A 16,306-nucleotide genomic window follows, 5' to 3' on the forward strand; every position below is an offset into this window, starting at 1 on the left:
GCTTTAACTATTATTAACTATTATGTATGTATGGCGATTTAAAATAAATAAATAAAATTTATTTATTTTATGAAATTACCTGATACTCGTTGAGCAAAATTTTTCCTTTGAGATAGGTTGTAGTTCCCAACCCAAATAATGGCTTTATTCTGCGTGCAATAAATCTAGATGTTGATACATAATCTCTATCTGTTGGGTGATAATTTTTTTTATTTCTGTTTCTGGACATCCGTTATCATCATATTCATCCTGGATGATAATTTCCTCTATTTCTGTTTCTGAACATCCGTTATTATATTCTTCCTGTTGGGTGATGATTTGCTCTATTTCTATTTCTGAAGATTCGTTATTAGATTCCTCTAGCAGATGTGGTCTATCAAAGCGAGTCTCATCTACCCAGTAGCGTTGTCGCTGGAAGGGATAGGTGGGGAGAGAGACTTTGCGCCGCCCTAGATAGTCTTTGTCAAAACCAAACCAATCAACCTTCACCCCTCGCACGTATAGTTCACCGAGACTCGATAGCATCTGCTGCCATTCATCCATACCCGGACGCAATGAAGGCAACCACACTCCTACACCTTCCGGCAAACATCGCCTTCCCATACCCAATAATATTGGTTTGGGTCCTATTTCCAGGAATAGATCCATTTGCCTCAAAGCTTCCATACTTTGCGAAAACCTGACTGGTTGGCGCACGTGATTTACCCAATATTTACTCGTAGCAATGCTATTGTCTGCTTTACCTCCCGTGACGTTAGATATTATTGGGATCCGCCCTTGACTGTAGGTTATTTGCTTCGCCACTGCTTCAAACTCGGCCAACATGGGTTCCATTAACGGTGAATGAAAAGCGTGGGATACTTGCAGTTGCTTTGTTTGGATTCCTCCAGCTTCTAATGTTTGTAGTAAATACTTTACTTTCTCTGCCTCCCCAGATATTACCACACTTTGGGGTCCGTTGATCGCTGCGATTGAAACACTAAAGTGTTTACTACCAACAGAAGCACTAACAGAAGCACTAAAGTGCTTACTACAAAATGCGATCGCTTCTCGCACCTGGGACTCTGACGCCATGACTGCAACCATCACGCCACCTGGGGGCAACTGTTGCATCAACCGTCCCCTGGTTGCAATGAGTTTGAGACCATCATCCAAACTCCAAATTCCCGCCACAGTTGCAGCTACATATTCACCCACGCTGTGACCCATGACTGCATCCGGTTCGATACCCCAAGATTGCCATAGTTTGCATAGAGCGTATTCTATAACAAATAGAGCTGGTTGAGTGTAAGCCGTCTGTTCCAAAACCGACTCGTCTGTTTCCGATCCGTAGAGAACTTCCAATATTGGTCTGTCCATGTAGGATGAAAGCTTTTCGGCACACTGGTCTACAGTCTTTTTAAATAACGGCTGCGTCTCGTACAATTGCCTGCCCATGTTGACATATTGAGCACCTTGACCGGTGAATAAAAAGGCTATTTTCGGTGCTGCCTCGCCGGAAAATTCCCCCGACGATATTCCCGCTACTTCCTGTCCCTTTTGGTACTCTCCCAGTTTGGCCGCTAATTCTCGTTCGTTAGAGGCTATGACTGCTAGTCTGTGGTTGAAATGGGCGCGTCCTGCGTTCGCTGTATAGCAAATGTTATCCAACTCTTCTTTCTCAGCATTGCTTCGTTCTGCTAGATATTTTTGATAACGAAGGACTAACTCCCGAAGTGCTGTTGACTTTTTCCCCGACAGCGTTAATAGATGGAAAGAGCGTTCTGTTATGTCTTCGCTACTTTTGCCTTTTGACTTTTGCCTTTCGAGTAGCGGTGCTTCTTCCAAGACTACATGAGCATTTGTGCCGCTAAAACCAAAGGAACTAACACCGGCAATGCGAGTTCCATTCGTTTGCCAAGGCATGATCTGGATCGGTACTTTTACTGGTAATTCTGACCAATTAATATAAGGATTCAGCTTTTTCAGATGCAGTAAAGGCGCTATTTTTTGATGTTGTAATTGCAGGACTACTTTAATCAAACCTGCTACGCCTGCAGCCCCCTCCAAGTGACCAATGTTCGTCTTAACTGCACCGACGAGCAAAGGTCGTTCTTGAGAGTGGTTTTTTTCAAATACGGTTCCGATCGCTCCTATTTCAATGGGGTCTCCCAAGGAAGTTCCTGTACCATGAGCTTCGATATAACTGACATTTCCCGGGTCTACTCCCCCATTTTCCAAAGCTTGACGAATAACTGCTTGCTGAGAAGGACCTTTAGGTACCGTCAAACCACTGCTATAACCATCTTGATTAATAGCTGTTCCGCGAATAACCGCCAGGATATTATCATCATCAGCTACTGCTTCTGACAAACGTTTGAGTACAATCATCCCGCATCCTTCACCACGGACGAACCCATTGGCAGAAGCATCAAAAGTCTTGGACCGACCATCTGGCGATAGCATCTGAGCCTTAGAAAAGTTAATACTCAACTCTGGAGAAACCAATTGATTCACTCCCCCAGCCAATGCTAGATTGCACTCTTTATTTCTCAAACTAGCGCAGGCTAAATGAATGGCTACCAAAGAAGATGAACAAGCTGTATTTACGGCAAAACAAGGTCCAACCAGGTCTAAAGTATAGGAAATTCGCCCAGCTGCTGCGCTGTTGATATTCCCGGTACCCATATAGGCATCAATTTTTTCCTTACCTTGACTGACTACACGTTGCATGTATTCATTACTACATATACCAATAAATACGCCCGCTTTGCTCCCCTTCAATTCTTCGGGATTTTTCCCATAATTTTCTATAGCTTCCCAAGTTACTTCTAATAATATTCTTTGTTGAGGGTCTAGACTTATCGTTTCCTTAGGAGTCAGGCTAAAAAAATCAGCATCAAACTCCTGCACGCCATCGATAAACCCTCCATAACGAGTACATATTTTGCCAGGAGTTGTCGGATCCGGGTCGTACAGATCGTCAACATTCCATCTGTCTTTTGGCACTTCAGTGATGGCATCTACTCCGTTTTCCAATAGTTCCCAGAATTTCTTTGGAGTCGATGCACCTCCGGGGAAGCGACAACCTATCCCAACAATCGCGATCGGTTCTGCTTTGTCCCTACCTTTTACTGCCTCTAGTTCGGCTTCTAACTTAGCAATCTTCTTAGAGGCCATTTCCATTAGCTTGGCGTAGCCTTGTTCCTGGTTATTGCTCATGTCATATCCTCCCAATCTGCACCTAATTGTTCTGCCAATTTTTTAGCAGTCTGTTCCAATTTTATAACCAAATCTCCCTTGTCCTCCTCTGAGACTTCGCCATCATCTAATCCCAGATCTCTTTCAACCAGTACATGCTTAAGCAAATAATCTACTAGCTTATTAACTGTCGGATAGTCGAAAGATAGCGTTGATGGCAGACCACATTCCAAACTTGTTTGCAACCTATTCCTCAACTCTACCGATGTCAATGAATCCATTCCCATACTAAAAAAGCCTTTTTCTAATGAAATTGATTCTGGATGCTTTATTCCTAGCACTCGGCCTACTTGACTGCGCACAAGCTCTACTAACATCTCTCTTCGTTGGCTGGAAACCACCTCTTTCAACTGCTGTATCAACCCTAATTTCACGGTCTCGGCAGTTGTCATAGCTGTTTGTTTCCAATCTGCCAAAAACGGCCATTGTGCCATTCGGTCTTGCCAAGCAGACCAGTCCATCTGCACTACCGCTACTTCCACACTGGCACCACTCATTAGTAACTCTAGTGACTCTAGAACCCGTTGTGGCGCGATTGGTTGGATACCTTGCTGCTGAAAACTTATATCTGCACCGCGTTCTGCTGCTTTTCCTATTTGAGAAATCGTACCCCAATGTATACTCAACCCCGGTAACCCCATACTACGACGATAATGGGCTAAACCATCTAGAAACGAATTCGCTGCCGAATGATTTCCTTGACCGGTTGAACCTAAAAGAGATGCTGTAGAAGAAAATAGTACAAAAAAGTCCAATGGTTGGTGTTGGGTCAATTTATGCAAATGCCAACTCCCTTGCACTTTCGGAGCCATCACCTTAGCAAAACTCTGCCAAGTCTGGTTTTGAAGAACTCCATCTGATAAAATCCCTGGCGCATGGATCACCCCTGCTAAAGGAATCTTTGACTGCTCTATATTGTAGAGCACTCTTGTCATAGATTCTAAATCTGACACGTCTGCTTTTTCTACTACCACCGATGCTCCTGCTTTTTCTAACTCAGTTATTTTCTTCCTCGCAGCAGCATCCGGTGTCCTGCGTCCTACCAATACTAAATGCTTGGCTCCCTTGGACACCATCCAACGGGAAACCAGTAAACCTAAACCGCCCATACCTCCTGTAATCAAGTAGCTTGCATCTCCACGGAAAGTTAAAGGCTTTTCCTTGGTGTCTACCCCTGGTTGTTCTGTTTGAGTTACCACAATCTTGCCAATATGTTTGGCTTGTTGCATGTAACGGAATGCTTCGAGGGCAGACTCTATGGGGAATAACTTTAATGGTGGTGGTTTTAGCCAACTTCGCTCGAACTTTTCTATTAACTGCTGGAACATTGATTGGATTAACTCTGGTTGTTCCCGAGCTATTTGGGTGAGATCCACTGGAAAGTATGAAATGTCTGACTTATTCCGTGTCATTTGCTCTGCTTCCCAAATATCTCGAACCGCCAGTTCCACAAACCGACCTTGGGAACTTAATACTGAGAGGCTTTTGCTAATAAATTCCCCTGATGTCAAAGAGTTTAGTACGATGTTTACTCCTTTTCCTTGAGTGCTTTCTATTATTTTGTCCGCAAACTCTACTGTGCGAGAGTTCATGACATGTTTGACACCCATTTGTCGTAGGGTTTCCCACTTGGGTGGACTAGCAGTGGCAAATACTTCCGCTCCTGCATTCTGGGCAATTTGCACTGCAGCCATCCCAGTTCCTCCTGCAGCGGCATGGATCAAAACCCGATCACCTGCTGAAATCTTAGCTAAATGATGCAAAGCATAATATGCTGTTAAAAAATTAACCGGAATCGATGCCGCTTCTGCAAAGCTGATTTTTTCTGGTTTGAGGGCGACTAAGCTCGCCTTAACGGTGATGTATTGACTAAAGCTTCCCAGAGCCATTGCCATCACCGCGTCTCCCACCTTAAACTCTTTTACCCCTGCTCCCACAGCTACTATTTCCCCTGCACAATCTCCGCCCATTATCGGAGTTCCCGGATATATATTCAAAGCTATCAGCACGTCTCGGAAATTTAGCCCCGTGACCTTAACTTTAATTTCTACTTCCCCTGCTGCTGGAGCACGCCTGGTTAATGGCTCTAAAGTTAAGTTGTCTAAACTTCCCCTCTCTGACATTACCAGTCTGAAAGGTTCTGATGGAATTTTCAGTTGTCGTGCTGCTGCTTGACGATGATGACTTGCAACTAACCGAGGTACGTAACGTTTGTCTCCTCGTAATGCCACCTGGTTTTCTATATCCTCTGACCAAATTTCATGGAACAGTACATCTGCTTGATGCTCTACTGTCTGGTTTGGGTCTAAATCTATCAGCGTGCAGTGTAAATCTGGGTGTTCCAAGCCGATCGCTTTCCCCATTCCCCAGACTGAAGATTGGCTCACTCCTGGGATTATCCCTCGATCTCCCGATAGTGTTTGAGAGCCTGACGTCGTTAACCACAACCGTGGTGTTTGGACCCATTTCCTTTTTACCAATGCTTGAACCAAAAACAAGGTGGTGCCGCACCCCAGTAAGGATAAATTAGCCAATTCCTCAGCATTCATATTTTCTGCCATTCCCGTTTCCGCTGTCCAACATTGAACCACTCCATAGAGGAACGGGTTTTTGTCGGTTACCTGAGCAATGGCTTGCTCTATATCTTCTGGGTTATTGGGGTTAATGGTAAATTCTTCTGCTGTTATTTGTTTGTATTGCTCATCTGCAAATACTAACGTACAAGAGTCTCCTTGTGCTCGCAGTTGCTTTGCTAACTTTTGGGCTATCCCTTGTTTATCTGCTAGCAGCAACCAACCTTTGCGTTCTGATGCTGTTTGTGAAAACCTGGTTTTCGACCCTTGAGCCACTATCACCGTTTGTTGAGACAATATTTCCGGCATTCCCTCTATTTCCGGCATGGTGACTACTTGAGTAAAACCCATTTCACCAAGTAATTGCTTCCATGTAGTTCTACTCAACAGCGGATAGTCCGGTCGCAATTCACTATCTTGGAATCTCCACCATCCTTCCAATAATCCGAATACTAAATCCAGCCATCGTTGACAACTTGTTATTTCCAGTAATACCAACATGCCCCCTGGTGCCAGCATTTTCCGCACGTTTGTTAATGTCTGCTTCATACTCCTGGTTGCATGAAGAACATTGGCTGCAATAATCACGTCGTATTGATGAGCGTCAAATCCTTGAGTTGTCGGATCCTCCTCAATATCTAATGCTGCATAGCGCAGGAATCGATATTCCTTGAATTTCTCTTGAGCCTTACTTGTAAATAATTTCCCTATATCCGTAAACAGATATTCTGTTTGATTTGGATTTAGATGGGGCAATATATAGCTTGTCGTCCCTCCCGTTCCCGCTCCTATTTCTAACAACCTTATCCCTCGTTGTTGCGGGATCTTCTCTATTGACTTGACGATCACCTGCTGCACGATCGCGTTCATCACTTTAGCTATGGGGGTATCTTGATACAGTTGTGTTGCTGTAGTCAAATCTCCTGATGGGAATACCAGCTGCACTGGATCTTGCGTTCCCCGCAAAACCTCACTTAGTTGAGATGCACAACGATTCAGTAGAGTCAATTCTGCCACTGCATCGGGATATTGAGTGATTAGAGTCTCAATTTTTTCTCCCAGCTGGACTGGGTCTAAGGTCTGTTGCATTTGCCACTCCTGCTGGGAATACCGCACTATTCCCTCAGAAGCCATTATTTCTAGCATTCGCTTGAATAGTCGTCTTTGGCTGGGAACTATACCTAACCTTTGGCTAACTGCCTCTGTAGAAAAGCAATCGCCTACCGAGTACGGCCAGTCCAGCTCCAGCAATGCTTGCACTATGTACTCTACACTTAATTCTTCTAAACTAGCAGCGCTTTGGGAGGATCTTTTCTGGTCTACTGTTGCTACTAATTCTATTAGACTCTGACTCAACTGCTCCTCTATTTCTAACGGTTCCAGCATATCCGAGGTTGGGAGCAGTCTACCCAAACGCCCTTTTGCTCTCCATTCTACTTCGTACAAACAGTCATCAATAGATTTCGCTTCTGTTCCCAGTAGCGTTTGAGGGGTTGCCTGTTTTACTCGCAACCCTTCTACTTTCGCAACTATCTCTCCCTCTTGACTGACCAGGGTCACTTGCGTGCTGATACTTTCTGCACTTTTGACCTCAGACTCCGTTAGGGACGCGATCGCCCACAGCTCTACTCCCGAACGAGTATGTATTTCTAACTTGTCTATCCCTATTGGCAAGTAAGTTTTGTCATTGTTTGTCTCAGGCAGTAGGTGATAGGTTATCTGCAACGCTGCATCTAACAGTGCCGGATGAAACTGATACTGTCTTGCTTCTCCTTCTAGCTCTTCGGGTAATTTTATCTGCGCTAGCACTTGGTTTGGGCCAGCACTCAAACTTTTAATGCCTTGGAAACTGCTGCCGTAGTTAAGCCCTATTTCCCGACATTTTTGATAATGTTGTTTTACTTCTATGGCTTGGTTACAATCAGCCAAGTACTTTTCTATGTCTACTTTCGCTTTGCTTGTCTCTGGCGGCAGGGGTTTTATTTTCCCTGTTCCGTGGAGGGGCCATACTTCCCCTTCTTTGCTTGCACTTGACTTCTGACTGAATATTTGCCATTTGTATGTTTCTTGATCTAATGGTGTCAGTATTGTCTGAACTGAAAACTGTTCCCCTTGAGACCAACTCAATCCACGTCCAATTACTAGATCTTCTACCACGACCCTGGGAGTCTTAAATCGGTAATGAGCTGCTGACGCTGCCATTTCCAAGTAGGCTGTTGTCGGAAATAGGGCTTTATTGAATACTCTGTGGTGGCTCAGGTAGCTTGGAGAGTTTTCCTCGATGTACGATTCAAAAATTTGTTGTTCCCCTGCACAATTTAATCTTTCACCTAACAGAGGGTGGCTTTTTTTCGACACATACCGTTTTTTATAGGATTTATTTAAATTTTCTATCCAATAACGTTCCCTCTGGAACGGATAAGTAGGAACTACGACTTTCCGACGCCCGTACTCTGTGTCAAACCCAAACCAATCTATTTGGGATCCCTGCACATATAGCTGTCCCAAACTTTCAAGTATCTGCTGCCATTCTGTTTTTGGGGGACGCAGCGTTGGCAACCATACTCCCTTATCTTCCCCCAAGCACTGACGCCCCATCCCCAACAGAATGGGTTTGGGTCCTATTTCTAGGAATAACTCATATCCTTGCTCCAGCAAAGTTTGCATACTGTCAGCAAACCGTACTGGTTGTCGAACATGACCGGTCCAATATGCAGCTTCCGTGATTTCATCTTCCACTTGACGTCCGCTGACATTAGATATCAGTTTTATCTGAGGCTTGCTATAGGTTACTGCTTTAGCTGCGGCTTCAAACTCACCCAGCATTGGTTCCATCATCGGGGAATGGAAAGCGTGGGACACCTGTAGTTGTTTGCTTTTGATTCCTTGTGATTCTAGGGTATTGAGGATCTGGTTTACTGCTTCCAACTCCCCAGAAATTACTATGCTTTTCGGTCCGTTGATGGCTGCGATCGCTACTCGCTCTACGTAGGGCGCGATCGCCTCTCGTACCTTGGACTCAGAAGCCATCAGGGAAACCATCGCGCCTCCACCAGGCAACTGCTGCATCAACCTGCCCCGTGCCGCAATTAATTTCAGACCATCTTCGAGACTGAAAACCCCTGCCACACAAGCTGCCACATATTCTCCCACACTGTGACCCATCACCACATCCGGTTTTATGCCCCAGGATTCCCATAACTTAGCCAAGGCATACTCAATGGCAAACAAAGCTGGTTGGGTGTAAGCAGTTTGATGCAGTACCGACTCATCCTGACTATCATCGGTTAATACTTCCAGCAGCGGGCATTCCAACTCGCCTCGCAACAGTACCTCGCAGCGATCGAGTTCCTGACGGAATACCGGTGCTGTTTCGTACAGTTCCCGTCCCATGCCAACATACTGGGACCCCTGTCCCGTAAACAGAAACGCCACTTTTGGAACCCGTTCCTCTGCTTGACCTACGATCGCCCCTGTCTCCGAGTGCAAGTCCTGCAACTGTTCCATCACTTCCGCCGATGATTCTCCCACTACAGCCAGGCGATGCTTTAGGTGCGATCGACCTGTATTTGCGGTAAAGCAAATGTCCGACAAAGCCAGTTCCGGGTTTTCCTCTAAGAAGGTTGCATATTTGCCCGCCAACTCTCCCAGGACTGTTTCTTCCTTTGCCGAAACTGTGAGTATATGCCAAGGGCGATCGGGTCTGGCCTCCTGCTTCGGTGCTAACACTGGTGCTTCTTGGACGATCGCATGCGCATTAGTGCCGCTAAATCCAAAGGAACTGACTCCTGCCAAGCGGGGCTTTTCTCGATCAATCTGTTTCCAGTCCAAGAGAGAAGTAGGTATCGCCAAAGGCAACCCATCTCCCGTGATATGGGGATTGAGCTTGTTAAAGTGCAAGTGCGGGGGTATCTGCTGGTGTTGGAGTGACAAAACCACTTTTATCAATCCAGCCATACCTGCGGCTGCCTCTGCATGCCCGATATTCGTCTTCACCGAGCCAATCATTAGGGGGTTATTTTGCGATCGCCCTTGGCCGAAAACCCCTTCTAAAGCTTTGACCTCGATCGGGTCGCCTAAAGAAGTTCCCGTACCATGAGCTTCGACATAGCTCACTTCGTGGGGTGAAACCCGCGCTTCAGACAAAGCCCTTTTGATCAGACTTTCCTGAGCCTGTCTGTTAGGTGCCGTTAAACCATTACTTGCCCCATCCTGGTTGACAGCCGAACCCCGCACTATTGCTAAGATATTGTCCCCATCTTTTATTGCTTGTTTTAAGCGCTTGAGAACCACTACCCCACAGCCCTCACTGCGGACATAGCCATCTGCGGAAGCATCAAAAGTTTTGCAACGACCATCTTGAGAAAGCATGCTGGCTTGGGAGTAAGTTATGCTCAATTCCGGAGAAAGCAGCAGATTAACACCCCCTGCCAAAGCCAGGTGACACTCATTATGCAGCAGATTTTGACAAGCCAGATGAACCGCTACTAACGAAGACGAGCAAGCCGTATCCACCGACATAGTCGTTCCTTGCAGTCCGTAGAAATAAGCTATACGACCCGCTGCCACCGATGCCGAGTTGCCAGTACTAAAGTATGCCCCAAAATCAGCAGGTTGAGTTTGCTTGACAAAGAGCAGTTCGTAGTCATGGGACATTATTCCCACAAACACCCCCACTCGCTTACCGACCAGAGATTCGGGAGCTATTCCCGCATACTCTAGCGCATGCCAACTTTCCTCAAGCAAGCAACGGTGTTGTGGGTCTGTATAGGTTGCTTCTCGCGGTGCTATATGAAAGAAACCCGCATCAAAAGAGTCCACCCGGTCTATAAAACCTCCAAACCGACTTACCATTTTGCCTGGTTTTTGCGGTTCGGGGTCAAAGTAACTGTTAACATCCCACCGACTTTGAGGCACTTCCGATATCCCGTCCTTGCCCAACCGAAGTAGCTGCCAATAATCCTCGGGACTATTTACCCCTCCAGGCAACCTACAAGCCATGCCAATTATTGCCACACCGTCCTCTGGAAGAATAGCACCGCTTTTCCTCTGCGATTTCCTCCCAGTCTTGACTTTTTGGCCAATCGCCTCTTCCTTCCCGTCTCTTCCACGAGGTCTTGTCGGTGTTAATACTTCATCTGGCAACGAAATCTCACGTCCTAACTGGTTGAAGTAACCCGCGATCGCTGCTGGCGTGCCGTAGTCGAAGAAAAATGTCGAATCCAACGAAGTTTCTAACTTCTTCTCCAGTAGACTTTTTATCTCTAGTAAATCCAAAGAGTCGAGACCCATCTCCCTGAGGGGTCGCTTATATGAGAAAGCCTCCATCCGTTTTTTCCCCAACACAGTTTTAATAGAGCGCTCTATTAAAACCGTGACATCCCCAAGCTTTTCGGTATCGTCAAGCTTATCCAGAGACTCAACTGCCGTCCACTCCGCCTTTGGAGCTTCTAGCTTCTCCTGTAGTTCGTATTTGATCAGTACCCCAAACCCTTGATTGTCCACATCCTCTGGGCGGTAGTTAGGGACAATACTAACTACTGTTGCGCCACCTTCTATATGGAACCGAGGTATTGGATCGAATATTTGACCTCTTTCATTGCGTTTTTCAATATATTCCCTGATTGAAATATGAGAATGATTTGCATAGTCCTTGCAACGAGTCACGCCTGCTACGCACTCAATCCCCTCCTTTAACTCTGCCCATTGAAGGGTGAATTGACGTAGCATATCCCCCAACCCCAAGCCTTGCCTTTCTGGATTTACATTCAAGCTCAGAAGTTGAAGCACTGGACCATCCTTTACGTGTAGTTCTGGCAAAGTTTTGAAATTTGCCGATTTTAAGCTTTCAACGCTTTTTATTCTTTGGGTGTAAATTACACCGACAACTTCTCTGTCTATTTCCAGGACCAGATGGTTACTATATCCCTCTTCTAGTCGTTGCTGAATTTCGCCAACCGACAATTGTAAATGCTCCGGCCAGCATTTTTTCTCAATATTTACCAATGCTGCAATATCTTCAGCATAGGGATGTCTAATTTTATAGGCTCTCTTCTCAAAGCAGTTTAAGGAAATACGGGTAAATGGTAAAATCTTTGGATATCTTCTCAAATATTTTGCTTTCGGAAATAGACCTACCTCAGCCGCTGCCATTAGAAAAACATCTGCTTCTACCAAATGTTGTTTTGAAAAAGCTTGACACGCATCGAAATGTAGAGATTCGCTTTCATCTAGGAATTTTTGTACCACTGAAGCAGTTAAACTGTGAACTTCTAACAGCAATAATCCATGTCTGGTCACAATGTTCGACCATCTTCCTAAATGCTCCACTAAACTTTGTACGGCAATGTGAGGAGCTATCAGTTTTCCCTCTTCGTCTACATCCACAACTTGATAATCCAACCGGGAACGCGATCCCGCCGTTTCCGTGTCTGTCGGAGGAATAAATGGGCGATCGTGATCTAAAAATGAGCGGACATGTAAAACCTTTTCTGGATCTATCCCCTCTGCCTTCAAGTCTGCTAATAATCGTTCGGGATTTCCAATATCTCCTTGAATAACCCGATGAGGAATCTCAGCTAAATTTTTATCTGTTACATTCAATGATTCCTGATTGTAATCTACTCCCACGATATAAACTGGATACTTTGTTAATACTTCCCCACGAGCAGATTTCCCTATAATTACATTGTAAATTCGCTTGAGAAGCGTTCCATCGCCGCAACCCATGTCAACTACATAGCTAGGTTGCTCTTCAAAAGGTCGTTGATTAAATATAGATATAATAATTTCTTCTGTATCCGCAAAAAATTTCTCGTGTTGAAAACCACTACCCACTACGTTTAACGTTCTATCGACATGTATTTCATGTCCCCCATCATCTCTCTGAAACACCTTATGAGGATTCCCAAATAGCAGATCGTCTATCTGTAACAACATCGGAGTATAGGATGCTGTTACCCCTAAGTTCATAGACCTCTGTGACATGAAACGACCGACGTTCGTTAAATTTATACCTTCCTTTTCCGCGATCGCCCATCCTAAATTAACAAACAGAGTCGTCAATTCTTGCTTTACCGAATCCTTCAAATCCGAAAACAGCGAACCAGACTTACCCGCAATTAACTTCTCTTTTTTCAAGGCTAACAGTATAGGAACAACTAATACTCCATCTAGAAAATCACTTAACCTTGAATCATTAATATACCATCGTCGTTCCGAACGCTCAATCCAGCTTCCTATTCCCTTTTTATGTTCTCCTTTCAAATACAAATCAAAGGGGAATTTATAGAGGCTGACCATATCGTTAGGTATTTTTTTATGAATTTGACCTCTATCCCCAAACGAGTAAGCCCCCACATCATTTTTTTCTAGGATTTTTAGTGACTGTAGAAGTCTAAGGGCTACCTGCAGATGCCCGCTATTTGCCTGGAAATGCTCTACTATCTCCTCTAAATACAGTGACTGTTTCTGAGCCAGTAACTCAAATATTCCTCGTTCTCTACATGCCCAAATAACTGGTATAGCCACAAATCCATGAGCATAGCGGTTAATTAGATCTAACATTTGCTTCTCTAGCTTCCCCCAAGTCAAGTACAATTCACTTTTTCCATCTCTTCCCTTTTGCCTACTTTACTTCTACTCTCCTGCTATCCTCCTTACTCTTCCCTTTCCCTGTTTACCCCTAACGTTTACTGCTGTAACCTGCAAGACACTTGGGTTAAATCGGGAGCATGTCACAATTGCAGAACATTTGAACTAAATCTCATGCCCCCTCGTGGGTGTAAGCTTGCTCTGATGGTAGATAGTTCATTTGTTCAGCAACTTTGACCTGTTCCCACAGCAACAGATTGGTTAGTACGTGCTAGACATGCTTGGGCATGAGTTTTTTTGTAAGTATTCAGCTATCAGCTAATGCGCTACGCGCACGCTGCTTGAGGTGCTATCAGCTAAGTAGTCGGACAAAACTAAAATTAACTCTTTAAATAGGGAGCAGGGACTTCGGAGCAGGGAGCAGAGGGACTTTTGGCAACTTTACACAAATTAATACAGTTAGGTTTATTTTTGTCCAGGTACTTATCAGCTATCAGCTATCAGCTATCAGCTAATGCGCACGCTACTTGAGGTGCTAATCAGTCACATCAAGTAGTGTCGCACAGCGTGGCCAAAGGCCAAAGCCTGTGCCACACTACTTGATGTGCTTATGAGCATAGGGCAAGCTACACCGAACAGCTTTTGAATAAAATCGGTAAGCATTGGAATAATGCTGCAGTGTTGTCACAGGACTTGTGGCCTATGTCATAAAGCTGACTGCTGAGTGCTGACTGCTGTTCGCGCAGCGTGCGCGTAGCGCATATGCTTACGTTTTTTTGATCATAATCACAACTCGTAATTGTATTCAAGAAAGGAAAGTTTACTTCCTTGACTATAAAGGTTAACTCTAATTAAAAGTATTTTTCAACTCATAAACCTCATATAAAACCTCATATAAAACCTCAGCTCAAACCTCATAAACCTCAGCTCAAACCTCATAAACAGGGTAAACACCTGTCATTTTGGATCTATTAATACTGAAATAAATACAAAAATAGAGTGAATAAGCTCTTGTAGGGTGCGTTAATGAAATGTAACGCACCATCGGTATACAAATTGAACCCAAACCATTCTTAACCAATCCCATGGTGCGTTACGGCTTCAACCCTTGGTTATCTCATATAATCGTCTCAACAAAACCGCCTAACGCACCCTACAAATTCCAAAAATTCTATTCATCCTAGCTCCAAATTGAAACCTATTCAATTATCCCATTTGCGCCGAGGCGCACGCTACGCGAACGATAAAAATTTAAGCATTAAACTGATAGATGATAGCTGATAAGTACCTGGACAAAAATAAACCTAACTGTATTAATTTGTGTAAAGTTGCCAAAAGTCCCTCTGCTCCCTGCTCCGAAGTCCCTGCTCCCTATTTAAAGAGTTAATTTTAGTTTTGTCCGACTACTTAGCTGATAGCACCTCAAGCAGCGTGCGCGTAGCGCATTAGCTGATAGCACCTCAAGCAGCGTGCGCGTAGCGCATTAGCTGATAGCTGACCGCTGACCGCTGATAGGGCGATCGCTGATAGGGCGATCGCCTCTTGTCGGGTGGGCAAATAGACATGATTCCTAATTAAATTGCCAAACTATCATAATTTGCACACCCTACCCTACCGAATGCGATCGCGTAGCGTGGCCCTATAGTTTAAAATAAGGGAAAAACCACTTAAATCAATTGGAGAAACCCCTTGGCAGCCCTTACCGACATTGGCTTGCCTGATCAGTACTGATGCCAATAGTAATCGTCCAGTCATTGCAGGAACTCGAACCTCTGTGCGCCGAATTGCTGGCCTATATAATCAAGGTAACAACGCGCTATGAAATAGCGAGACGATTACATCACCTAACAATCACTCAAATTTATGCCGCATTAACTTATTATCATGCTAACCGTCAGGAAATAGACGAAGATATCGCAGCCGAACAAACCGCCTATGAAGAACTGGCCAAACAACATTATCAGGCAACCAAACCCTAAACATGACACAGATTCGCCTTTATTTAGATGAAGATACCATGGATAGCGATCTGCATATCGGCCTTGCGTCTTCGCAACGTGAATGTTGTCTCGACAGGGGAAGCTCAAATGTAAGTATTCAGCTGTCAGCGAACAGCGATTAGCGCTACTTGAGATGCTACTTGAGGTGCTATCAGCTATTAGCTTATGGGCTATGGGCACGCTACTTTACGAATAGCTTTTGAATACAATAAGCTGGGAGCATGTCAAATTCGTAGAACAAATGTACTAAAATAACTCATGTACGCTATTAAAACCCTGAAAACACTGTAGTTCAAGCGTTCTCACCAAATTGACCGGCTCCCCATGCTCCCCCTATTACCTATTCCCCATTCCCCATTCCCCATTCCCCATTCCCCATTCCCCATTCCCCATTCCCCAGATAAGCGTACTAATGTTTCTGCATAAGTGACATGCTCCCGGTTAAATCCGCTATAATAGGAAGATAAAATAGGAATATCAAAGGCGCTAGATGCTGCCAATAGAGGTTCGGGAAAAAAGTCCTCGATTCGTACCTGGGCAAAATATCTATATAACTTTTCACCAATCCAACTCCCAAAAAACAGGTGAACATGAAAGATGCTGACTTGGTGAACTACACTCTGAGCTGTACACCCCTAAAAAACATTAACCAATAGTGCTGCTCACTGCTATATTATGCTCGGCGCAACGAGCAGGACGGCTTGAGCTACCTTGTGGAAACTGGGAATTTTTGTTTTGGGTAAGCCTTCGATTCCCGGCAGAGCATAAAACCACTGGGAACTTCTTTAGTAGCTTCACAAATCATTACTTTTGCCTCTACTAATCAACCGCTATAACTATAGATTAATGCGATCTCCCAATCAAGCTTTTTAAGGTTTTTTTTAGATTACACCCCTTATG

5 protein-coding genes are annotated in these 16,306 nt (G+C 44.6%); 1 reads left to right on the forward strand and 4 read right to left on the reverse strand.

From position 1 onward, the window contains the following. Positions 1–144: 144 nt before the first annotated feature. From F6K51_RS00420 to F6K51_RS00430, 3 genes are all read right to left on the reverse strand, one after another. Positions 145–3,201, reverse strand: coding sequence for a type I polyketide synthase (locus F6K51_RS00420; protein WP_293017304.1), 3,057 nt, complete (start codon positions 3,199–3,201; stop codon positions 145–147). Continuing rightward, on the reverse strand, positions 3,198–13,379 hold the full coding sequence (locus F6K51_RS00425; protein WP_293017305.1) for a type I polyketide synthase: 10,182 nt from the start codon (positions 13,377–13,379) through the stop codon (positions 3,198–3,200). Before F6K51_RS00425 ends, F6K51_RS00420 begins: the two co-directional genes overlap by 4 nt. Positions 13,380–15,017: 1,638 nt before the next feature. Continuing rightward, positions 15,018–15,161, reverse strand: a complete 144-nt coding sequence (locus F6K51_RS00430; protein ID WP_293017306.1) for a hypothetical protein — start codon at positions 15,159–15,161, stop codon at positions 15,018–15,020. On the opposite strand from F6K51_RS00430, the gene F6K51_RS00435 reads away from it, so the two are divergent. Further along, positions 15,161–15,385: a hypothetical protein gene (locus F6K51_RS00435; protein ID WP_293017307.1), complete on the forward strand. Its 225-nt coding sequence runs from the start codon at positions 15,161–15,163 to the stop codon at positions 15,383–15,385. The genes F6K51_RS00430 and F6K51_RS00435 overlap by 1 nt on opposite strands. Positions 15,386–15,708: 323 nt before the next feature. On the opposite strand, the gene F6K51_RS00440 is transcribed toward F6K51_RS00435, so the two are convergent. Then, positions 15,709–15,906 (reverse strand): hypothetical protein, encoded by a 198-nt coding sequence (locus F6K51_RS00440; protein ID WP_293017308.1) that lies wholly within the window; start codon positions 15,904–15,906, stop codon positions 15,709–15,711. Positions 15,907–16,306: the final 400 nt, after the last annotated feature.

Source organism: Moorena sp. SIO3I8 (genome assembly GCF_010692325.1).
GTDB lineage: Bacteria > Cyanobacteriota > Cyanobacteriia > Cyanobacteriales > Coleofasciculaceae > Moorena.